15 protein-coding genes and 1 tRNA gene are annotated in these 23,326 nt (G+C 66.2%); 8 read left to right on the top strand and 8 right to left on the bottom strand.

Features of this window, described 5'->3' with window-relative positions; translation table 11 throughout:
- Positions 1-8 precede the first annotated feature (8 nt).
- Positions 9-764, top strand: coding sequence for a tol-pal system protein YbgF (ybgF, locus tag IM543_08825; GenBank protein QOY95917.1), 756 nt, complete (start codon positions 9-11; stop codon positions 762-764).
- An 85-nt stretch (positions 765-849) separates the two neighbouring features.
- Positions 850-925, top strand: a tRNA-Lys gene (locus IM543_08820).
- A 66-nt stretch (positions 926-991) separates the two neighbouring features.
- Here the strand turns inward: IM543_08820 and IM543_08815 are convergent.
- A complete protein-coding gene (locus IM543_08815) occupies positions 992-1,414 on the bottom strand; it encodes a hypothetical protein (GenBank protein ID QOY95916.1) in 423 nt (140 codons plus the stop codon).
- A gap of 730 nt (positions 1,415-2,144) precedes the next feature.
- On the opposite strand from IM543_08815, the gene IM543_08810 reads away from it, so the two are divergent.
- Positions 2,145-2,327 carry a hypothetical protein gene (locus IM543_08810; protein QOY95915.1) on the top strand — a complete coding sequence of 61 codons (183 nt, stop codon included), beginning with the start codon at positions 2,145-2,147 and terminating at the stop codon, positions 2,325-2,327.
- 116 nt (positions 2,328-2,443) lie between these two features.
- On the opposite strand, the gene IM543_08805 is transcribed toward IM543_08810, so the two are convergent.
- On the bottom strand, positions 2,444-4,171 hold the full coding sequence (locus tag IM543_08805) for an MCP four helix bundle domain-containing protein (protein ID QOY95914.1): 1,728 nt from the start codon (positions 4,169-4,171) through the stop codon (positions 2,444-2,446).
- 256 nt (positions 4,172-4,427) lie between these two features.
- Between IM543_08805 and IM543_08800 the strand changes: the two genes are divergently transcribed.
- The 4 genes from IM543_08800 (at position 4,428) to IM543_08785 (ending at position 8,612) form a co-directional block, all read left to right on the top strand.
- Positions 4,428-5,828: a cation:dicarboxylase symporter family transporter gene (locus tag IM543_08800; GenBank protein QOY95913.1), complete on the top strand. Its 1,401-nt coding sequence runs from the start codon at positions 4,428-4,430 to the stop codon at positions 5,826-5,828.
- Between the two features lie 179 nt (positions 5,829-6,007).
- Positions 6,008-6,778, top strand: a complete 771-nt coding sequence (locus tag IM543_08795) for a histidine phosphatase family protein (GenBank protein QOY95912.1) — start codon at positions 6,008-6,010, stop codon at positions 6,776-6,778.
- Positions 6,779-6,787: 9 nt separating this feature from the next.
- Positions 6,788-7,762 (top strand): NAD(P)H-hydrate dehydratase, encoded by a 975-nt coding sequence (locus IM543_08790; GenBank protein ID QOY95911.1) that lies wholly within the window; start codon positions 6,788-6,790, stop codon positions 7,760-7,762.
- 397 nt (positions 7,763-8,159) lie between these two features.
- Positions 8,160-8,612 carry a hypothetical protein gene (locus tag IM543_08785; protein ID QOY95910.1) on the top strand — a complete coding sequence of 151 codons (453 nt, stop codon included), beginning with the start codon at positions 8,160-8,162 and terminating at the stop codon, positions 8,610-8,612.
- 170 nt (positions 8,613-8,782) lie between these two features.
- Here the strand turns inward: IM543_08785 and IM543_08780 are convergent, their stop codons facing one another.
- From IM543_08780 to IM543_08755, 6 genes are all read right to left on the bottom strand, one after another.
- Positions 8,783-13,027, bottom strand: a complete 4,245-nt coding sequence (locus IM543_08780) for a response regulator (protein ID QOY95909.1) — start codon at positions 13,025-13,027, stop codon at positions 8,783-8,785.
- 273 nt (positions 13,028-13,300) lie between these two features.
- Positions 13,301-14,668, bottom strand: coding sequence for a group II intron reverse transcriptase/maturase (gene ltrA / locus IM543_08775; GenBank protein ID QOY95908.1), 1,368 nt, complete (start codon positions 14,666-14,668; stop codon positions 13,301-13,303).
- 490 nt (positions 14,669-15,158) lie between these two features.
- On the bottom strand, positions 15,159-16,526 hold the full coding sequence (gene ltrA, locus IM543_08770) for a group II intron reverse transcriptase/maturase (protein QOY95907.1): 1,368 nt from the start codon (positions 16,524-16,526) through the stop codon (positions 15,159-15,161).
- A 470-nt stretch (positions 16,527-16,996) separates the two neighbouring features.
- Complete coding sequence (locus tag IM543_08765; protein ID QOY95906.1) at positions 16,997-20,203, bottom strand: efflux RND transporter permease subunit; 3,207 nt, start codon at positions 20,201-20,203, stop codon at positions 16,997-16,999.
- Positions 20,204-20,215: 12 nt separating this feature from the next.
- A complete protein-coding gene (locus IM543_08760; GenBank protein QOY95905.1) occupies positions 20,216-21,391 on the bottom strand; it encodes an efflux RND transporter periplasmic adaptor subunit in 1,176 nt (391 codons plus the stop codon).
- Between the two features lie 247 nt (positions 21,392-21,638).
- The gene (locus IM543_08755) at positions 21,639-22,058 is read right to left on the bottom strand and encodes a divergent PAP2 family protein (protein QOY95904.1); all 420 of its coding nucleotides are present in this window, start codon (positions 22,056-22,058) and stop codon (positions 21,639-21,641) included.
- A gap of 169 nt (positions 22,059-22,227) precedes the next feature.
- On the opposite strand from IM543_08755, the gene IM543_08750 reads away from it, so the two are divergent.
- Positions 22,228-23,259, top strand: a complete 1,032-nt coding sequence (locus IM543_08750; GenBank protein QOY95903.1) for a DUF475 domain-containing protein — start codon at positions 22,228-22,230, stop codon at positions 23,257-23,259.
- The last annotated feature ends 67 nt before the right edge of the window (positions 23,260-23,326 follow it).

Raw genomic sequence — 23,326 nt, 5'->3', positions numbered from 1 at the left:
ACCCTGCCATGATGAAACTGTCCCCGACCCGTCTTGCCTGCCTGATCCTGGCGGCCTGGATGCCGCTGCAGGCGCAAGCCGGCCTGCTCGACGACGAAGAAGCGCGCAAGGCCATCCTCGACCTGCGCGCCAAGGTCGACGCCATCGCCCGCGACCTGAACGCCCGCATCGAGACCAAGTCGGACAAGACCATCCAGATCGACATGCTGAACCAGCACGAGCAGACCATGCAGGAAATCGCACGCCTGCGCGGCCAGATCGAAGTCCTGGCCAACCAGGTCAGCCGCACCCAGGAAAGCCAGAAGCAGCTCTACGCCGATCTCGACACGCGTCTCAGGAAGGTCGAGCCGCAGCAGGAAACCGTGGACGGCCAGGTCGCCTCGGTGCTGCCGTCCGAAAAAACCGCCTACGACAGCGCCACCGGGATCTTCCAGACCGGCGACTACAAGGCCGCCAGCGCCGCCCTGCAGGATTTCGTGCGCCGCTACCCGGATTCGGCCTACGCAGCCAACGCGCAGTACTGGCTGGGCAATGCCTATTTCGCGCTGGGCGACTACAAGAAGGCGATCGCCGCCCAGGAAGTCGTCACCACGACCTACGCCGGCAGCCCCAAGGTGCCGGACGCGATGCTCAACATCGGCAGCAGCTATGCCCTGCTGAAAGACAACAAGAACGCCAGGAAGGCGCTGCAGCAGCTGGTGTCGAAGTATCCCGAATCGAGCGCCGCCAAGACCGCGAAAGACCGCCTGGCCTCGCTGAAGTAAACCCGCGCGTGCGCCGCGATGTCCTCGGTGATGTCGCGCAGCATTTGACAGCGAGCGCGGCGCCGCCTATAATCTTGCTTCTTTCGGGTCGTTAGCTCAGTTGGTAGAGCAGCGGACTTTTAATCCGTTGGTCGCTGGTTCGAGCCCAGCACGGCCTACCAGAATCAGCAGAAGCGCCAGCCTCCGGGCTGGCGTTTCTGTTTCCGCACCGGCCGCATGGCGGGCATTCAGCGCTGCGCCAGCCTGGCCTCGACCACGATCACCTGTGCCAGGCGCCGATCGGGCACGTAGCGCATCAGCATGTCGTCACCGCTCTCCCCGCGCTGGAATTCCATCGCCATGCCGCCGTCGCGCGAGGCGTAGTTATTGGGAGACAGCGCAACCAGGTACATCGCAGGCCGGCGGTCGATCCGCGCCCAGATGCCGCCGGCGGCCGGCTCGACCTTCATGCGCCAGCCGTTGGACATGGCGTAGACGCCGCGCACGGCATCGAGCTGTTCCTGGTAGACCCGCGGCGCGCGCGCCGGGGCGCTCACCTGCACGCTCGAGAGCGCCGGATTGGCGCTGGACGGCGTGGAACGCGTCTGGGCCGCCGACTCGGCCACCAGCAGCAAAAGGGACCCGACAACCAGCATACTGAGGGGACGCATGATCGCTCCTTCGCAAATGACGTGCATCCCGGCCCCGCCGGGACGCTACACCCAGTCTAGGGCGACGCTTGCTTCGTACAAGACCTGTTCTGGCCTACATCACGAAACGGTCGCACTCCCGGAAAAGCCAGACCGGCGCGATATGATACAAAAAATGCAATGACTCCCTTTTTTTTGCATCATGTTGCGAACTTCGACTGCCTGTGACCGGTCCTGACAGTCCCATCGGCATGGGCGGTGTCGGATATCACCGACGCTTGCGAACATTCGCTTGACAGCGGGCGAATGTGGCCGGATATTGTTGTTTAGAGGAAAGCACTTGAAATCACAAGCAATTGTGCGCCCCTTGAAATCGACACTGGTACATGTAAAATAGACAACATCCGATGCGCTGCCGGCACGGCGCGTATTGCGGACTGGATTTTTGATGTGAGACGCTACTGGTACTGCATGTCCGCCACCACTTATTTGTACACTGGCTTGCACACAGCGCTGCACAGCGACGTCATGCGTACCTTGTCCACCTGCGCCGCTCGCGACGCGAGCGCGGCGCCGGCCATGCCGGCTGCCGGCCGCCAGCCGTTCGCGAGATCCGTTTCGCACAGCGCCGTCCGGCCTGCCTGAACGGCAGGCGCGGCGCGTGTGGCGCGCTCGGCTGCCGGCATCCGCTACGAACCAGACACCACCATCGACCGCCTGTCTCCGCTGGAGACGGCAAAAGGAGACCACCATGAACACCGAACATTCACACCCGAACATCCATGCGGCCACGGTCGACCGGAGCAATCCGAATGCCCCGAAGCGCAGCATCGCCAAGTCGCTCGTCGCCAACGGTCGGCGCCTGCGCGCCCGGGTCGGCGTCGCCGTCGGCCTGTGCCTCGGCCTGGCCGCGCTCGTCATCGTCCTGGAATAAGGCGGGCGGCGCCCAGCGCCGCGCATGAAAAAAGGCAGCGGCCGTCCAGGGCGCTGCCTTGCCGATGGTGCGGCCGGACGGCGCAGCCCACGGCTGCCCCCCGCCCTGCCACGCCCTTAAAACGCTTCCCAGCCTTCAGTCGCTTCCGCCGCCTGGGCCTTGGCCGGCTTGCGCGCCGGTGCCGCTGCGGGCGTCCTGCTTGCGATGCGCGCCTGCGCCCTGGCAGGCCGCGCGGACGCTGCCGGAGCGCGCACCGCGCTTGCCGGGCCCCGCGCCGCGCCCGGCGCCGTTCCCGCCTGCACGTCCAGCTTGAAGGTGCCGACTGCCTGCGCCAGTGCCGCCGCTTCTTCCTGCAAGGACTGCGCCGCCGCCGAGGCCTGTTCGACCAGCGCGGCGTTCTGCTGCGTCACCTCGTCCATTTGCGTGACCGCGCTGTTGATCTGTTCGATGCCGGCGGTCTGCTCCTGGCTGGCGGCCGTGATCTCGGCCATGATGTCGGTCACGCGGCCGACGCTCTGCACGATTTCCGCCATGGTCGCGCCGGCCTGATCGACCAGTTCGGTGCCGTGGTGCACCTTCTGGACCGAGTCGTCGATCAGGACCTTGATTTCCTTGGCCGCCGCGGCGCTGCGCTGCGCCAGGTTGCGCACCTCGCCCGCGACCACCGCGAAACCGCGCCCCTGCTCGCCGGCGCGCGCCGCTTCCACCGCCGCGTTCAGCGCCAGGATATTGGTCTGGAAGGCGATGCCGTCGATGACCGAGATGATATCGACGATGCGGGTCGCCGAACTGTTGATCGCGCCCATCGTGCGCACCACCTGCTCGACCACTTCGCCGCCCTTGCCCGCCACCTGCTGGGCCGAAGCCGCCAGCACATTGGCCTGGCGCGCGTTATCGGCGTTCTGCTTGACGGTCGAGGTCAGCTCTTCCATCGAGGACGCGGTTTCTTCGAGCGAACCGGCCTGCTGCTCGGTGCGGCTCGAGAGGTCGAGGTTGCCGGCTGCGATCTGGCCGGAGGCGGTGGCGATGGTATCGGTGCCGCCGCGCACCCGGGTGACGATCTGCACCAGCGAGGCATTCATGTCCTTCAGGGCCAGCAGCAGGCGGCCGGTTTCGTCCTGCGAACCGACCTCGATCTTCTGGGTCAGGTCGCCCGCCGCCACGGCGCCGGCGATGCGCACCGCCTCTTCGATCGGACGTACGATCGCGCGCACCAGGACCCAGCCGACGAACGCCGCCATCAGCAGCCCGAACGCGAGGCCGGCCAGGCAGACCAGGCGCACGGTTTTGTAGGAAGCCTGGGACCGTTCGTACTCTTCCCGGGCGACGCGCTGTTGCAAGGCAATCAGCTGATCGCCCAGCGCGCGCACCGGCTGGAAGCTGCGCGCCATGTCGCCGCCGACGATCTGGCCCGCCAGCGCGCTGTCGCCCGCACGCGTGGCCGCGATCGCCGGCAGCAATCCCTTGTCCAGGAACAGCTTGCGCGCCTCGACGAACTTCGCCGCCAGCGCGGCTTCCTCGCTCGTCATGGCCGTGGCGGCATAGGCTTTCCAGTCGGCGGAGACCTGGCCGACGTTGGCGTCCGCTTCGGCGAGCATCGCATTGCGCTGGGCCGCGTCGTCGGCGTATACCGCCTTGGCGACGAGCAACTGATTCGTTGTAATCAATTGCATCACGCGACTCAATTGCCCCAGTGCGGAGACGCGATCGTCGTGCATGCTCTTCAGTTCGTCATTCGTCACGCTCAGGTTGTAGAGACCGATCACGGCGCCCGCCACCAGCTCGGCCGCCAGGAAAACGATCAGAAAAATGAGTCGAGAGCGGATGCTCAGCTTGTTCAGCATGTTAAATTCCTGACAAATATTTATTGAAGTACGGAAACTGATTACAGTATAGAAATAAATCCGCGGGGCGGCGCGTGTCGACGCAGTCCCCGGCCACATTTCGCGCCCGGCGTCGCTACCGAACCACACTAGATGTTTCAAATGACAAGTTTCTTGTTGAGTGAGCAAAACGGGACCGTGCCCACGGCGATGCCGGTTTGGCTATAGAATGCTGCGATTGATTTCCGCAGCGCACTAGCTGCCTTGAAAGGCTCTGATGAACTTCCCCGTCCTGATCAACCTTGGCCTGGCCCTGCTCGTATGCGTCCTGCTCTACCGGCTGCAGGCCAACCACGTCTCCTTCACCAAGCGCGTGTTCACCGGCCTCGGCCTCGGCGTGCTGCTGGGGGCGGCCATGCAGGCCGTGTACGGTGCCGCCTCGCCCGAGGTGGCCGCCACCAATGCCTGGCTCGACGTGATCGGCAGCGGCTACGTGCAGCTGCTCCAGATGATCATCATCCCGCTGATCATGGTCTCGATCGTGCAGGCCATCCTCAAGCTGCGCAATGCCGCTTCGCTCGGCACCATCAGCAGCTTGACGATCGGCATCCTGATCGCGACCACGATCGTGGCGGCCATCATCGGCATCCTGATGGCCAAGCTGTTCGGCCTGAGCGCGGTGGGCCTGACGGCGTCCACGGCGGAAGTGGCGCGCGGCGAATACCTGCAGGGCAACCTGGCGACCGCGAAGGATATTTCGCTGCCCGGCATGCTGCTGTCCTTCATTCCGGCCAATCCCTTCCTGGACATGACCGGCGCCCGCAAGACCTCGACCATCGCGGTGGTGATCTTCTCGATCTTCATCGGCATCTCGGCCACTGGCATCGCCGGCAAGAAGCCCGAGGTGTTCCAGTCCTTCAGCGACTTCGTGCACATGGCCCACGTGATCGTGATGCGCATGGTGACGCTGGTGCTGCGCCTGACGCCCTTCGGCGTGTTCGCCCTGATGGCGAAGGTGGTCGCGGGCTCGAGCCTGCAGGACATCCTGAGCCTGGCCAGCTTCGTCGCCGCCTCCTACTGCGCGCTGGCGCTGATGTTCGGGGTGCACCTCCTGATGATCACGGCCGGCGGCCTGAACCCGCTGCGCTTCGTGGCCAAGATCTTCCCGGTGCTGGCCTTCGCCTTCAGCTCGCGCACCAGCGCGGGCTCGATCCCGATGAGCGTTGCGACCCAGACCGCGCGCCTGGGTACGCCCGAAGGCATCGCCAACTTCGCCGCCTCCTTCGGCGCCACCATCGGCCAGAACGGCTGCGCCGGCATCTATCCGGCCATGCTGGCGGTGATGATCGCCCCGACCGTCGGCATCGACCCGTTCACGGCCGGCTTCCTGCTGCCGCTGCTGGCGATCATCGCCTTCGGCTCGATCGGCGTGGCCGGCGTCGGCGGCGGCGCCACCTTCGCGGCGCTGATCGTGCTGTCGGCGATGGACCTGCCGGTCGCGCTCGCCGGCCTGCTGATTTCGGTGGAGCCCCTGATCGACATGGGCCGCACCGCCCTCAACGTCAGCGGCTCGATTACCGCCGGCACGCTCACCAGCCGCGTGCTCGGACAGACCGACCTGCGGGTGTTCCAGAGTGACGCGGAGCTCAACCTGGACAGCGAGGAGCGTGCCGTTTAGGAAACGGCCGGTGCGGTCCGGCAGCACGGGCCGCGTCCCATTTCGATGCTCTGCAAACACCCCTTGTAAGCGCCTTCCGACGCCGGGGCGAGCCTCTGCGGAAGCCCTGCAATCGTGCGCTTTCCGCCCGTAGAATCCGTCTATGATGCCGTCATGTCAATATCAAGGACGGGTTGGTGATGGAACAGAAGTGGCCGCAAGAAATCTGGGTGGTCAGGCACGGACAGAGCGCCGGCAATGTCGCGCGCGATCTCGCGGAAGCCGCCGCCGGCCACCACATCGACATCGCCCACCGCGATGTCGACGTGCCCCTGTCCGAACTGGGCGAGCGCCAGTCGCAGGCGCTCGGGTCCTGGTTCGCGGCGCTGCCGCCCGAGCAGCAGCCGACCGTGGTGCTGCACTCGCCCTACGTGCGCGCGTTCGAGACCGCCAATATCCTGATGCAGCGCCTGGATCCGGCGCACCGCAGCCGGCTCGTGGTCGAATCCGACGAGCGCCTGCGCGAGAAGGAATTCGGCATCCTCGACCGCCTCACCACCTACGGCATCGCGCATCACCATCCCGACCTGTACGAGCAGCGCCAGCACGTCGGCAAGTTCTACTTCCGCCCGCCCGGCGGCGAGAGCTGGTGCGACGTGATCCTGCGCCTGCGCAGCGTGGTCGACACCCTGAACCGCGAGTACTGCCGCGAACGCGTGCTGATCGTCGCGCACCAGGTGACGGTCAATTGTTTCCGCTACCTGTTCGAGCGTCTCGACGAAAAAACCATCCTCGACTTCGACCGCGCCGCCGACGTGCCGAACTGCTCCGTCACTTCCTACACCTTCGATCCCGATCTCGGCAAGGGCGGCCATCTGGCCCTGCGCCTGGTTAACTTCGTCGCGCCGCTCGAAGCGAGCGGGACGCCTGTCACCGCCAGCAAGGACCTGCCTGCAGCACCGAAGGCCTGAGCCCGCTCCATGGAACTCCTCGACCACGCCACCGCCGTGCATGACGTCGACGCAGCCCTGCTGCGCGGCTGGCCCGTGCCGATGCCGGCCATCGAAGGCGACAAGGAAATCCGCGGACACGTGCTGGTACTGGGCGGCTCCTGCGAAATGCCGGGCGCGGTGATCCTGGCCGCGACCGCCTGCCTGCGCGCAGGCGCCGGCAAGCTCACCATCGCCACCGGCCAGAGCGTGGCCCAGCTGGTAGCCCTGGCCATGCCCGAGGCGCGCGTCATCGGCCTGCGCGAACACGCGAGCGCCGGCTTCAGCATGGAGGCCCTGGCCTGCCTCGATCCGCTCGCCGAGCGCGTCGACGCGGTGCTGATCGGGCCGGGCATGCGCGACGAGCCCGCCACCGCCGCCCTGGTGCATGCGCTGCTGCCGCGCCTGGATGCGGCCGAGACCCGGGTGGTGCTCGACGCCTGTGCGATGGGGGCGCTGCTGCACCCGCCCGCCGACCGGCCGCAAGGCGCGCCCTGGCGCTTCGAGCGCCCGGTCATCCTCACCCCGCACGCCGGCGAGATGGCGCACCTGAGCGGGATCGCCAAGGACGACATCACTGCCGCGCCCGACCCGCGCGCGCTGGAGACGGCACGCGCCTGGAACGCCGTGATCGCATTAAAAGGTGCGCGCACTGTCATCGCAACGCCGGATGGAACGTTGTATCAGCATGAAGGCGGCAATGTGGGCCTGGCGATCTCCGGCTCCGGCGACGTGCTTGCAGGGATCATTGCCGGCCTGGCTGCGCGCGGTGCGCCACTGGACCAGGCCGCCTGCTGGGGCGTGGCGCTGCATGCGCGCGCCGGCGAACGCTTGGCGGAACGGATGGGCCCGTTGGGATATCTAGCGCGAGAAATATCGCAAGAGATACCCGCGCTGCTGGAACAGCTCGCCGGCAAGGACGCCGGCGACACGACAGGCATCCGGCAGACGCCGATGGCCTGGTGAGAGGCTGCCTGGGTACGCGGCAAGAAACCGGTATGCGCCCTTGGCAGGCAGCACCGGATACGATGCGGCGACTGCGCCGCGGCACGAGCACTGCAAGCAGGCGCCAACGCCACATCGATCGATGGGCGAGCACCTGGTACGACTGATTTCCAGCAAATCCGCAGCGTAGCGCGGAAACGAGTACGACGGTGTGCGGTCCAACTTGCCGGCGGCCTGGCTGCCAGTGATTGTTCAGTCGGATTCGTACACTGACCGGGGCCGCGTGTTGCGTCGGTTCCCTGATGGTTCCACTGCTGGGTTCCCGAACCCTCAGAGGACCTAACCTGGCGCCGCAGGCAGTCCCGGGCCTCACCTGGACCCTGCGGCACAAGATAGACGTGAACGAGGAGTTTAAACAATGAAAGCACTGACCAAAGCACCAAAAATCCTGCTGACTGCTGCCGTGCTGGCCTCCCTGCTGGGCGCTTGCCGCAAGAACGAGCCGGCGACCGACACCATGACCACCACGCCGGACACCTCCGCCACCGCGCCGAGCAGCACCTCGGGCACCACCGGCACCGTGGGTGACACCGGCACCGGCGCCACCGGCACCGGCACCACCGGCACCACTGGCGACATGGGCACCGGCACCACCGGCGACATGGGCACCGGCACCGGCGCAACCGGCACCACCGGCGACATGGGCACGGGCACCGGCGCGACCGGCACCACCGGCGACATGGGCACGGGCACCACCGGCACCACCGGCACCACCGGCACCACCGGCACCACCGGCACCTCGGGCACCTCGGGCACGACCGGCACCACCGGAACCGGCACCGGCACCACCGGCGGCACCACCGGCCGCTGATTCGCCATCCGCCAGGCAAGGAACGGAGCCCGCGATGCGGGCTCCGGGGCTTCCGGGTCAACCGGAAGATTGGCTTCCTGCCCTGTCTGTTCCCCTGTCTGTTCCCCTGTCTGTTCCCCTGTCTGTTCCCCCGTTTGTTGCCCTACCTTCGGCGCGATCTCCGGCCCTGATCAGGCGCGTTCGCCACGCGCCCGCAGCGCCAGGTCGAGCACTCGACCGACCTCTTCGAATTCCGCGGGCTTGGTCAGGTGACGATCGAAGCCGGCCTCGCGCGCCCGTTGGCGGTCCTGTTCGGTGCCCCAGCCGGTCAGCGCGACCAGCGTGCTGTGCTCCAGGCCGGCGATGCGGCGCAATGCCGCGGCGGTCTCATAGCCGCTGATGTCCGGCAGGCCGATGTCGAGGAACACCAGCTCGGGCATCAAGTCGCCCGCGAGCGCGATCGCGTCCGCCCCGTCATGGGCCATCCGTACCTGGTGGCCGCCGATCTCGAGCAGGGTGGCGAGCATTTCGGCGGCATCGACGTTGTCGTCCACCACCAGCACCCGCAGCGAACCGCCGGCGCCCTGCGCCGCGGTTTCCTCCACCGGCGCCGGCCCGGATGCCGGCGCCGGCCCGCGATCCGGCAGCGGCAGCGGCAAGCGCACCGTGAAGCGGCTGCCCCTGCCTGCGCCCGCGCTTTCCGCCTGCACGCTGCCGCCATGCAGGCGCACCAGGCGCTGGACCAGGTGCAGGCCCACCCCGAGCCCGCCCTCGCCCATCGCTTCGCTGGAGCGCTCCTGCGCATACATGTCGAATACCCGTTCCAGCGCGTCGGCCGACATGCCGATGCCGGTGTCGGAAACGGCCACCACCGCTTCGCGTCCGTCGACCCGTGCCTCCACGACGATATCGCCGCCGGACGGGGTGTACTTGGCGGCGTTGTTGACCAGGTTGCTGACGATCTGGGACAGGCGGTGGCGGTCCGCATGCAGGAGCACCTGCGCTTCCGGCAGCCGTAGCGCCAGCCGGTGGCCGCGCGCGCTCACCAAGGGCATGGCCATCTCGGCGGCATCGCGCACCACGTCGCCCAGCAGCACGGTATCGAGGCGCAGCGTGATCTTCCCTTCGGCCAGGCGGGCCATGTCGAGCAGGTCGTCGACCAGGTGCACCATGTGGTCGACCTGGCGCCGCATCATGCCCTGCACATCGGGGGCGCCGGCCAGCTCCGCGCCATCGCTGCCCGCGGCGCGCTGTGCCTGCATCAGGTCGATGCCGGCGCTGATCGGCGCAAGCGGATTGCGCAGTTCATGCGCCAGGGTCGACAGGAACTCGCTCTGCTGGCGGTTCTTCGCCCCCAGCTCGTCGGCCAGGTGGCGCAGCTCCTGTTCGGCGTGCTTGTGCCGGCTGACGTCGAAGGTGACGCCGTCGAAGCGCAAGGGCTGGCCGTCCTGGTCGGCATCGCACCAGCCCACCGCGCGCAGCCAGCGCACGCCGCTGGCGCTCTGGTGCGCGCGGAACTCGATGTCGAGCATGCTGCCGTGCTGCAGCGCCTGGCGCAAGCGCGCCTCGAACTGGCCGCGGTCGGCCGCATCGACCGCCTGCGCCAGCTGGGCGATCGTCGCCTGTCCCTGCCCGTCGAGCTCGAACTGGGCCGCCATTTCGCGGTTCAGGCGGAAGTGCTCGAAGGGCGCGTCCGCGTACCAGACCCCGATGCTGCCGGCCTGCGCCACGCGTTCGAAGCGCCGCTGCAGGATCTTGCGCTCGTGGATATCGATCACGGTGCCGACATAGCCGTTCGGACGCCCCGCCTCGTCGACGCGCGGCACGCCCGAGTCGATCACCCAGCGGTACACGCCGTCGCGGCGGCGCAGCCGGAAGTCGATGGAAAACGGCACCCGCGCCGCCGCCGACTCGATGTAGGCATCCACGGTGCGCTGCAAATCCTCCGGATGCACGTTCTCGAGCCAGCCGCGGCCCAGGTCCTGCTCGATCCGGCGTCCGGTGAAGTCGTACCAGCGCTGGCTCAGGTAGGTGCACTGCTCGTCCGCGTCGGTGGTCCAGAGCATCGCAGGCGAAGCGTCGACCAGCGCGCGGAAATAGGCCTCGCGCCGGGCCGCGTCGGCGTGCACGCGGCCGCGATCGCGCGCCAGCGTCACCTGCCCCCGCACGCGCGCCAGCAGTTCGCTCGCCGCGAAAGGCTTGACCAGGTAGTCGTCGGCGCCGGCCTGCAAGCCCTCGATCCTGGCTTCCTCGCCGGCGCGCGCCGACAGCAGGATCACCGGCAGCTGGCGCAGGGCGGCGCTGGCGCGGATCCGCGCCAGCAGGCCGAAGCCGTCCAGGTGCGGCATCATGACATCACTGAGCAGCAGGTCCGGCGGGTCGCGTTCCAGCAGTGCGAACGCGGCTTCGCCGTCGGCACATGAGACCACCTCGGCATACGGCGCGAGCAGCGACTTGAGGTAGGCCCGCATGTCGTTGTTGTCGTCGGCGACCAGGATGCGCGGCCGCGCCGCGGCGCCGGTGGCCGCAATATCGGCGCCGATATGATCCGCGCCTTCGGACGCGATGCCGTCCGCGCCTTCGGCCTCGTCCGGCAGCCAGCGCAGCGCCTCCTCGACGAAGGCGGCGCTGCCGCGGCCAGACGCTTCCCGGGCCGGCGCCGGCGCCGCCAGCACCCGCGCTTCCGGCAGGTGCGCGCAGCCGAACGGGATGTCCACGTCGAAGCGGGTGCCCTCGCCCTCCGTGCTGTGCACCGCGATGCTGCCGCCGTGCAGCCATACCAGCTCCTGCATCAGGGCCAGCCCGATGCCGGTGCCTTCGTGGGTGCGTCCGGCCGCGCCTTCGATGCGGTGGAAGCGCTCGAACACGCGCGGCAGCTCGTGCGCCGGGATGCCGATGCCGGTGTCGCTCACCGACAGCCGTGCCACCTGCGAGGCGCCCGCGCCATGGCGCGCCAGGCGCACCGTGACCGCGCCCGTGAGCGTGAACTTGAAGGCGTTCGACAGCAGGTTGAAGACGATCTTTTCCCACATGTCGCGGTCGACGTACACCGGCTCGCCCAGCTCGTCCGCACGCACCTCGAAGGCCAGGCCGCCGCGCGCCATCGCCGACTCGAACACGGACGCGAGTTCGGTCGTCAGGTGGGCCAGGTCCACCGGCTGGTAGCTGGCCTGGACCCGGCCCGCCTCGATGCGCGAGAAGTCGAGCAGCGAATTGACCAGCTTGAGCAGGCGCAGCGCGTTACGGTGGGTCAGTTCGACGCGCCGGCGCTGGCTCGGTGCGAGCGGTTCGGCGCCGTCGGCCAGGACGTCCTCGAGCGGCCCCAGGATCAGGGTCAGCGGGGTGCGGAATTCGTGCGACACATTCGAGAAGAAAGCGGTCTTGGCGCGGTCGATCTTGGCCAGCTCCTCGGCGCGGCGCTGTTCCTGCTCGTAGGCGGTGACGTTGCCGACCGCGGTGCCGACCGCGGCGCCGAGCAGCTCGAAGAAGTTCAGGTAGTCGGCATCGAGGGCGCGCCGGATGCTGGCGCCGGCCACCAGGTAGCCGTAGGGTTCCTGGTGGCCGGGCGTCAGGACCGGCAGCACCATCGCCGAGTCCGGCGGATCGTCGTAGGTGCCGCAACGCGTGCCGCCGAAGCGCGCGGCCAGGCCGTCGACGCGCTGCGCGCTGCGGGCCGCCCCGGCAGCCGCGAACGGCCAGACGGCATCGTCGGGCGCCACCGTGCTCGGCGCCAGCGCGCAATGCCCTTCGATGCCGGCGCGGCCGCGCAGCAGCAGCCGGCCGCTGGCGGCATCGCGCTGGTAGAACAGGACGAAGGACAGGTCGTGGGCCAGGGCTTCATGGTGCGCCTCGAGCTGCTGGCCGATGTCGCCGGCGGTGCGGGCGGCGGCCAGCGCCTCGCTCAATTCGCGCAGCCCGCGCGTGCGGCGCGCGCCCAGCACCTGGGCCGTGGTCTCGGTAATCGGGTGGAACACCCCGCCCACCGCGCCCGACTCGTCGCGGATCGGCGAGAACGAAAACGTCATGAAGGCCTCTTCGAGATAGCCGAGGCGGTCCAGGAACATGCGCTGGTCGCGGATATAGGCGCCTTCTCCCTGGTGCGCGCGGTCGAAGGCATCGCCCACCACCGGCAGCGCGCTCGCCCACACCTTCTTGAACGCGCCTCCCATCGACGCCGGGTGCAGGTCGCCGCAGATCGGCCGGTAGGCGTCGTTGTAGATCTGGATGTCCTGCTCGCCCCAGCACACCAGGATCGGGAAGGTCGACGACAGGCACAGGCTGACCGTGGTGCGCAGGCTCTGCGGCCAGCGCTCCAGCGGCCCCAGGGGCGTCGCCGACCAGTCCATCGCGCGGATCAGGGCGCCCATCTCGCCGCCGCCGGCCAGCCAGTTGAGGTCGGATTGGGAGCCGCCTGGCGCCGTGGACGTTTCACGCATGAAAATGGCTTTCGAAGGAAGGAGAGTGGAGGCTGAAAAGCAATCCACGTATTTTAAGGCAGCGAGGCGCTTGAACATTGCCTAACGCACAAGGAAATTTGACTATTTTGCGTGGACCCGATTCCGCGCCAGGGCCGGCTGCCAGACCGCAAGCGATCGTCCGCGCCGGCGCCGGCCGCGCGGCGCATCGGCATAGGGGACGGCCCTGAGGGCCGCTCCCCTGCCACACCACCCGGCATGCGGGTCCGCACCGGGCGGTTCGAGTAGTTGAGGTCAAGACAGGCGAGGTACACCGAGTCGGTCGAAATAGCCGATAGTCATCACTGTTTTGAGTAACCTATCGCTGTTGTGCCACCAGCGGCGGCTGTTCGCCGCTACGTGCCTCGCTGCCGACGGCCAAGCCCCAAGTTTAAGGAGCTCCCGATACATGGTGCTTCCGCGCTTCCAGTGCTTGAGCTGGATAGCCCGCAGCCTGTGCCGCAACCATTCATCGAGTCCGCGCCATACCTTTGGGGTTTGCGCCAACTGGAAGTACCCTTTCCAACCCAGCATATAGGAACGAAGTCCCTGCACCACATCCGGCATGCTACGTCCACCAGATCGGCGGGTTAGCTCCCTGATGCGTTGTTTAAACGCTTGCAACGGCTTTTCCGCCACCTTGCGTTTGACTTCGCCCCCACGCCCCACCCACAGGCTGTAGCCGAGGAACTTGCGGCCAAAGACGCTGGCCACGGCGCTCTTGCCTTCGTTGACCACGAGGTGCAGTCTGGCATAGCAGCGCCGCAGCAGCCTCATCACCCGCTGGCCCGCACGCACGCTACGAACATAGACGTTCGCGTCGTCGGCGTAGCGCGCAAAGCGATGGCCGCGCCGTTCCAGTTCCTTGTCCACTTCATCGAGCATGACGTTGGCAAGCAGCGGACTCAATGGACCGCCTTGCGGCGTTCCTTCGTTCCGTTCCTGTACTACACCATGCTCCATGATGCCGCTGTTCAGATAGGCACGGACCAGCCGGATCACTCCAGCGTCGTCGATGCGTTTCTTCAAGCGGTCGATCAGGATGTCATGGTTGACCCGGTCGAAGAACTTCGACAGGTCCACGTCCACCACGATTCTCAGCCCGGACTGGACGTATGCCTGAGCGGCTAATACCGCATCCTGCGCACGCCTGCCCGGTCGGAAGCCGTAGCTATGCTCGCTGAAAGTGGGATCAAGGATCGGTTGCAGCACCTGTAATAGTGCTTGCTGGATCAGCCGATCCGTCACCGTCGGGATGCCAAGCTCGCGCTCGCCACCGTCGGGCTTCGGAATCGTCACCCGACGTACCGGACTGGGCCGGTACGTCCCTGCCAACAGTTGTTCTCGTATGTGAGGCCACTCGGTTGCCAGCAGACGCGAGGTCTGGTCAATGTCCAGTCCATCCACGCCAGCCGCTCCCTTGTTGGCACGCACACGCTTGAACGCCCGCCGCAGGTTCTCTGTCGTCAGCGCCGCTTGCAGCAACGCTGACCCCGTGCCTCCGGTTGCATGCCGCGGGCAGAACGCTTCGTCGCTGAAAGCATCGAGCATGGCTTCACCTTGCCCTACGGCTTCCCGCCCCGCGTTTGCGGGCATCTGACGCTGTGCCTTCTGCATCGACATATCGGATTCACTCCTACTCGTTCGGTCCTTCGTCGGCGGAGTCGAGCCTTCCCAGCGCTACCTCCAACTACTATGACCTCTGCTGAGACCCCGCTCCGATTTTTTTTTTCGTCGCCCTTTCAGGCACAAGGCGGGGCGTCCCCAGGTAAGGGCCGCACTCCTTCATCACACAACCGCCGCATCTACGCCACCTCTCCTTGACCACAAGAGCTTTGCGGTTCATGGCCCGCTCGCCCTGATCGGCAACGCCTTCTATGCGATTCGTGTTCCTCGGCTCATGATTTACGATCCACGCTTCCTTCCCACACTCGGTTACCCTCATGCAGTTGCGCTTCACTTCGCTCACTGTGGTCAGCTCGCGGCAGGACTTTCACCCGCAGGAGTGCGCCCATGCTGGGCGCACATCGGCATAGGGGACGGCCCTGAGGGCCGCTCCCCTGCCACACCACCCGGCATGCGGGTCCGCACCGGGCGGTTCGAGTAGTTGAGGTCAAGACAGGCGAGGTACACCGAGTCGGTCGAAATAGCCGATAGTCATCACTGTTTTGAGTAACCTATCGCTGTTGTGCCACCAGCGGCGGCTGTTCGCCGCTACGTGCCTCGCTGCCGACGGCCAAGCCCCAAGTTTAAGGAGCTCCCGATACATGGTGCTTCCGCGCTTCCAGTGCTTGAGCTGGATAGCCCGCAGCCTGTGCCGCAACCATTCATCGAGTCCGCGCCATACCTTTGGGGTTTGCGCCAACTGGAAGTACCCTTTCCAACCCAGCATATAGGAACGAAGTCCCTGCACCACATCCGGCATGCTACGCCCACCAGATCGGCGGGTTAGCTCCCTGATGCGTTGTTTAAACGCTTGCAACGGCTTTTCCGCCACCTTGCGTTTGACTTCGCCCCCACGCCCCACCCACAGGCTGTAGCCGAGGAACTTGCGGCCAAAGACGCTGGCCACGGCGCTCTTGCCTTCGTTGACCACGAGGTGCAGTCTGGCATAGCAGCGCCGCAGCAGCCTCATCACCCGCTGGCCCGCACGCACGCTACGAACATAGACGTTCGCGTCGTCGGCGTAGCGCGCAAAGCGATGGCCGCGCCGTTCCAGTTCCTTGTCCACTTCATCGAGCATGACGTTGGCAAGCAGCGGACTCAATGGACCGCCTTGCGGCGTTCCTTCGTTCCGTTCCTGTACTACACCATGCTCCATGATGCCGCTGTTCAGATAGGCACGGACCAGCCGGATCACTCCAGCGTCGTCGATGCGTTTCTTCAAGCGGTCGATCAGGATGTCATGGTTGACCCGGTCGAAGAACTTCGACAGGTCCACGTCCACCACGATTCTCAGCCCGGACTGGACGTATGCCTGAGCGGCTAATACCGCATCCTGCGCACGCCTGCCCGGTCGGAAGCCGTAGCTATGCTCGCTGAAAGTGGGATCAAGGATCGGTTGCAGCACCTGTAATAGTGCTTGCTGGATCAGCCGATCCGTCACCGTCGGGATGCCAAGCTCGCGCTCGCCACCGTCGGGCTTCGGAATCGTCACCCGACGTACCGGACTGGGCCGGTACGTCCCTGCCAACAGTTGTTCTCGTATGTGAGGCCACTCGGTTGCCAGCAGACGCGAGGTCTGGTCAATGTCCAGTCCATCCACGCCAGCCGCTCCCTTGTTGGCACGCACACGCTTGAACGCCCGCCGCAGGTTCTCTGTCGTCAGCGCCGCTTGCAGCAACGCTGACCCCGTGCCTCCGGTTGCATGCCGCGGGCAGAACGCTTCGTCGCTGAAAGCATCGAGCATGGCTTCACCTTGCCCTACGGCTTCCCGCCCCGCGTTTGCGGGCATCTGACGCTGTGCCTTCTGCATCGACATATCGGATTCACTCCTACTCGTTCGGTCCTTCGTCGGCGGAGTCGAGCCTTCCCAGCGCTACCTCCAACTACTATGACCTCTGCTGAGACCCCGCTCCGATTTTTTTTTCGTCGCCCTTTCAGGCACAAGGCGGGGCGTCCCCAGGTAAGGGCCGCACTCCTTCATCACACAACCGCCGCATCTACGCCACCTCTCCTTGACCACAAGAGCTTTGCGGTTCATGGCCCGCTCGCCCTGATCGGCAACGCCTTCTATGCGATTCGTGTTCCTCGGCTCATGATTTACGATCCACGCTTCCTTCCCACACTCGGTTACCCTCATGCAGTTGCGCTTCACTTCGCTCACTGTGGTCAGCTCGCGGCAGGACTTTCACCCGCAGGAGTGCGCCCATGCTGGGCGCACCATGAAAAAAAGCCAGCCCGAAGGCTGGCTCTTGCTGCAGGCGATGGCCTCGTGCCTGAGCGATCGGCTTACACCGGTTGCGGCCTGGCGCGACCGCGGCCGCTCAGGAAGCGGCCGAGGCGCATGATGCTGCGGTAGACCAGACGTACGAAGGTCAAGGTCAGGATGGCTTCGACGAAGGTCATCAGGAAGGCCAGCGCCGGGTTGAAGCGGTCTGCGCGGCGATTGAACTTCGCGAACATGCGGTCGCGGGCGATCTCGATGCTGTCGTAGAAGCTCGGCACCACCAGCAGGGTCAGGAAGGTCGAGGTGATGACACCGCCGATGATCGCGATGGCCAGCGGCTGGTAGAACTGGCCGGCGTCGCCCAGGGCCAGCGCCACCGGGAACATGCCCGCGATCAGCGCAAAGGTCGTCATCAGGATCGGACGCAGACGCTTGCGGCCGGCCGCCATCAGGGCGTCCTCGCGGTCCATGCCTTCTTTCTCCAGGGCGCGGGCGGCGTCCAGCAGCAGGATCGCGTTCTTCGCCACCAGGCCCATCAGCATGATGACGCCGATCAGGCTCATCAGGTTAAGGGTATTGCCCGTCAACAGCAGGGCCAGGACCACGCCGATCAGGGACAGCGGCAGCGACAGCATCACGCCCAGGGGTGCGGTGAAGGAGCCGAACTGCATCACCAGGATCAGGTACATCAGGCCGATGCCCGACAGCAGGGCGATGCCCATGGCGCTGAACACTTCCTGCTGGTCCTGGCCGGCGCCGCCCAGCTTCAGGCCGTAGCCCGGTGGGAAGTCGAAGCTCTTGGCCAGCTTCATGGCGTCGGCGGTCACTTCGCCCGGCGAACGGCCCTGGGCATTGGCCGAGACGGTGATCATGCGCTCGCCGTCGCGGTGGCGGATGGCGGCCGGGCCCTTGCCCATCGTGATGGTAGCGATCTGCTCGAGCGGCACCATCATGCCGGTGCCTTGCACCGCGATCGGCAGGCGTTCGATGCTGCCGGTATTGACGCGGTCGTCCGGATGCAGGCGCACGGCGACGTCGCGGGTCTCGCTGCTCGGGTCGACCCAGTCGCCCACTTCGATGCCGGCGAAGGCCACGCGCAGAGACTGGGCGGCGTCGTTGATCGAGATGCCCATGGCATTGGCCAGGCCACGGTCGAGCACGATCTGCAGCTCGTTCTTCGGATCCTGTTCCGACAGCGAGACGTCGACGGCGCCCGGCACCTGCCGCAGTTTCTCCATGTAGGCGGTGGTCAGGTCCATCAGCTTGCGCGAGTCGGAGCCGGTGAACTGGATCTGGACCGGCTTGCCGCCGCCGTTCAGGTCGTCGATCACGGTGTATTCCGCGCCGACCAGGCGGCTGATCTTGTCGCGCAGTTCGACCGCGATGTCGCTGCCGCTACGCTTGCGCTCGCTGCGCTTGCCGATGTCGACGTAGATACGGCCGCCGCCGGTGTTGGCATTGCTGTTGGTGTCTTTCACTTCCGGGATCGAACGGGCCAGCTCGGCTGCCGCTTCGACCTTGCGGCGCGCATATTCCAGGCTCGACGATGCCGGCACGCGGATCTCGACCATGAGGGTGCCCTGGTCCGACTTCGGCAGGAAGCTGGAACCGCCGAACTTGGCGTGCAGGCCGATCGCGGCCACCAGGGTCGCCACGGCGATCGCGGCCATCCACTTGCGGTGGTGCAGCGCCCAGGCGATCACGTTGCCGTAGCGGTCGGCCTGGTGGTCGAACCAGCGGTTGAACCTGTCCAGTACCGCGCCCAGGCCCTTCTTCGGTGCATGGTGGTGGCCCGGCGGGTCGCCCCAGTAGGCAGACAGCATCGGGTCGAGGGTGAAGGAAATGAACAGCGACACGATCACCGAGCAGGTCACGGTCAGCGCGAACGGACCGAACCATTGTCCGGCCATGCCCGGCATGAAGGCCACCGGAATGAACACGGCCATGATCGAGAAGGTGGTGGCGGCCACGGCCATGCCGATCTCGGCAGTGCCTTCGAGGGCCGCGGTACGGCGGTCGGAGCCGAGCTCCATGTGGCGCACGATGTTTTCCCGCACCACGATCGCGTCGTCGATCAGCACGCCGATCGCGAGCGACAGGCCGAGCAGGGTCATGAAGTTCAGGGTGAAGCCGCACAGCCAGACCGCGATGAAGGCGGCCAGCACCGAGGTCGGCAGCGACAGCGCGGTAATCAGGGTCGAACGCCAGGAGTTCAGGAAGGCGTACACCACGAAGATGGTCAGGATCGCGCCCAGCACCAGGGCTTCGATCACGTTGTTCAGGCTGGCCTGGGCGTCTTCGCCGCCGTCGCGCACGACTTCCAGCTTGGTGCCTGGCGGCAGTTCCTTGCTGACTTCCGCGACCACCGCATGGACTTTCTTGGCCAGCGACACGGTCGAGGCGTCGCGCGAACGCGACACCTGGATACCCACGTTCGGTTTGCCGCTGCGCATCGACAGGCTGTTGATGTCGGCGTAGCCATCCTTGACCTCGGCCACCTGGTTCAGGCGCACGATCTGGTCGCCGTTACGCTTGACCACCACCTGCGAGAAATCTTCCGGACGCTCGATGCGGCCGACCAGGCGGATGCCCTTCTCGTCCAGTTCGCTGCGCAGCTTGCCCACCGGCGCATTGGTGTTCTGGGTGCGCAGGGCCGCGGTCACGTCGGACACCGACACGTTGTACTCGCGCAGCTTCTCGGCACGCAAGAGCACCGACAGCTCGCGGCGCAGGGCGCCGTTCACGTTCACGGTCGAGACGCCGTCGATGGCGCGGAAGCGGTCGGCCAGCTCGTCTTCGGCGAAGCGCGAGATTTCCGCATGGCTCTGGCTGCTCGAAGACAGCGCCAGCGACATCACCGGCTCGGACGCCGGATCGATGCGGCGCAGGATCGGTTCGCGCATCTCGACCGGCAGCTTGTAGCGCACCGAAGCGATGGCGTTGCGGACGTCGTCCGAGGCTTCGATGAGGTTGCGGTCGAAGTCGAATTCCATCCAGATCGAGGCGCCGCCTTCGTAGGAGTTGGAATTGACTTCGGTAACGCCCTGGATCGCCAGCATCTGCTTCTCGATGCGGTTGGTGATCTCGCGCTCGGCGGTCTCGGGCGAGGCGCCAGGGTACGGGATGTCGACCACGATGATCGGCACTTCGACGTCCGGGTTCTGGTTGACCTTCAGCTTGGACAGGGCCAGCAAGCCCATGGCCATCATCGCGACGATCAGCACGATCGTCGCGACCGGCTTCTTGACACTGAAATTAGAGAGGAACATGGATTGTTTTCCTTATTTGCCCTGGGTGCCCTGGACCGGCGCCGCGCTGGCCGCACTGGCGATCCGTGCATTCGGCATCTCGACCTTCTGGCCGTCCTTCAGGTTCGAGGTCGGGGCGCGCAGCACGATGTCGCCGGCGGCCAGGCCGCGCTTGACTTCGAGGTTGCCGGTGCGCGGGTCGCGCGCGCCGACCACCAGGTCGACCTTGTTCAGGGTCTTGTCCTTGATGCGCCAGGTATAGGCCTTGTCGCCCGACTTCACGACCGCCGCTTCCGGCAGCATCAGGGCGTCGGTGCTCTGGGCGTCGACGCGGCCTTCGGCGTACAGGCCGGCCACTTTCGGCTGGGCCTTGTCGGCGAATTCGATCACCACCTCGACCTGGCGGGTGACGGCGTTGGCGGACGGGTCGATGCGCTTGATGATGCCGGCAAACTGCTGCTCGCCGTAGCCGTTGACACGGAAATTGACCTTCTGGCCGACTTGCACGGTGGCGATCGAATCGGCCGAGACGCGGCCCTGGAAGCGCATGCTGTCCGGGTCGATCACCTTGACCAGTTCCTTGCCGATGGTGGCGGTGTCGCCGCTTGATACCTTGCGTTCGGAGACGATGCCGTCGAACGGGGCCCGCACCACGGTGCGCGACAGTTGCTGGCGCGCCGTGGCGGCGCGGCTCCTGGCGGCCGACAGCTCGCTCTGGGCGCTGTTGCGGCGCACTTCGGCCTCGTCCAGGCCGACGGCCGAGGTCATGCCCGAGGCGCGCAGGGTCTTCATGCGCTCGAGCTGGCGGTTGGCCTGGTCCAGCGCCTGGCTGGCGGCGCGCACGCCCGCCTCGGCCGACATGACGGTCTCGCGGATCGCGGTTTCATCGAGGCGCACCAGCACGTCGCCGCGCTTGACCCGCTCGCCGTTCTCTTTCAGCACCTGCAGCACCACGGACGAGACTTCGGCGCGCAGGTCGGCCTTGCGCTCGGGCTGGATCGAGCCGGTCACCACGGGTCCACTGCTCAGGGTGTCGCTCTGGACGGTCAGCACGTCTTCCGGAGCGACCTGCAGCTGCGTCGGACGCTTGTCCTTGGCGTCGGCCTGGGCGGCGGTTTGCTCGCCCGGCTTGGCGGCTTCCTTGGACTCCTTGCTGCAGGCGACGAGCGCCGAGGCGATGGCAAGGACGAGTAGTGATTTGCGCAGCATTGTGATTCTCCAGAGAATGGACTCAGTGGTTATTCTTGTAAAAATACGGATATAGACAGCCAGCGCGCAGTATCAAGTAGTGCCCTGCCAACCGCAAGCGACGACTCTGCATACTGCGGAAATCGAGGGATGAAATGCGATATTTCGCGATGAGCTGCATTCCAGGCGAACTGAAACGCAGCATGTTTCGCACCGGCGGCGGACAGGCGGACGTCCGGACCGTCCGCAGGCCGGCACGGGTCCTGTCTTACGCGGCAAACACGGCATTGATCAGGAAGCCCATCCCGATGCCGGTCAGGATGCCGCCGCCGATCTCCACCAGGGTGTGGCCCATGCGTTCGCGCAGGACGATGTGGCCCACGGTCTCGCACGCCAGCCGGTTGATCGCCGCCGCCTGGCGGCCCACGTGCTGGCGCAGGCTGTTGGCGTCGATCATCACGATGAAGGCCAGGGTCAGCGCGACCCCGAAGGCCGGGTGGCCGATCCCCTCGCGCAGCGCGATCAGGGTGGCCATGCTGGTGACGACCGAGCTGTGATTGCTGGGGAAGCCGCCGTTGCCCACCAGGTTGAAGGCCCAGCGGCGCTGGCGCGCGCTGGTGATCAAGAACTTGATCGGGCCGACCACCATCCAGGTGAGTACGGGTGTTACGAGGTATGCGAGATCCATGTCCAAATCCAGGTGAGTTGATGCCAAGCTTTAATGACGCGCAGAATTATCTCAGATGCAAGCCTTCGCTGATACCCATCGGAGGAAGAATCAAGGACATCCGTAGCGCCGCCGCACTACCCGGGACGGTAATATTCTCCCAACTAAACGAGACAGGCAAGGAGGAGGTATGCGGCATTTCCGGTTGTCGATCGTGGTAACGGTCATCCTGATGGCGCTGGCGGGCTGGTGGGGCTACGCGCACCATGGCATGGCGGGCCTGCTGCGGGCGCTCTGGATCACGGCCGTGCTCGGCGTTCTGGAAGTGTCGCTTTCTTTCGACAACGCGGTGGTCAACGCCTCGGTCTTGCGCGGCTGGAACGAATTCTGGCGCAAGCTGTTCCTGACGGTCGGCATCCTGGTGGCCGTGTTCGGCATGCGCCTGCTGTTCCCGCTGGTCATCGTGTCGGCGGCCACGGGGCTCGGCCTGCTGGACGTCTGGCACATGGCGATCGACAACCCGAGCGAGTATTCGCGCCATCTCACCGAAAAGCACGCCGAGGTCGCGGCCTTCGGCGGCGCCTTCCTGATGCTGGTCTTCCTGAATTTTCTGTTTGACGAGGAAAAAGAACTGCACTGGCTCGGCTGGATCGAGGAAAAGGTCGGCAAGTACGGCACCGAGGGCCTGGCCGTCCTGCTCACCCTGTCGGCCGTGTTCGGCGCCATGGTCCTGATGGACCCGGCGCGCAAGCTGCCGGTCCTGATCGCCGGCGTCACCGGGGTGCTGATCTATATCGGCGTACAGTGGCTCAGCGGCCTGCTCGAGAAAGAGGAACAAGACCCGACGGTGGGCAAGATGATCGCCCAGGGCAGCATCGGCGGCTTCCTCTACCTGGAAGTGCTGGATGCCTCGTTCAGCTTCGACGGCGTGATCGGCGCCTTCGCCATCACCAACGACGTCGTCATCATCATGCTGGGCCTGGCTATCGGCGCCATGTTCGTGCGCTCGATGACCGTGTTCCTGGTTTACAAGGGCACCCTGGACGAATTCGTGTTCCTGGAACACGGCGCGCACTACGCGATCGGCATCCTGGCCCTGATCATGTTCGCCAGCGTCCACTACCACATTCCCGAATGGTTCACGGGGCTGTCGGGGCTGACCTTCATCCTGGTGTCGCTGTGGTCCTCGGTACGCTACCGGCGGCGCATGGCGCATGCCTGAGGCCCGCGCACCAGCCCGGCTCGCGCAGCCCAGGCCGGACGCGGGGCCGAACGCGGCATTTTGCTAA

Origin of the sequence: Massilia sp. UMI-21 (assembly GCA_015277795.1) — a bacterium.
Lineage (GTDB): Bacteria > Pseudomonadota > Gammaproteobacteria > Burkholderiales > Burkholderiaceae_D > Telluria.
This window is presented reverse-complemented; position numbering and strand designations above follow the sequence as displayed.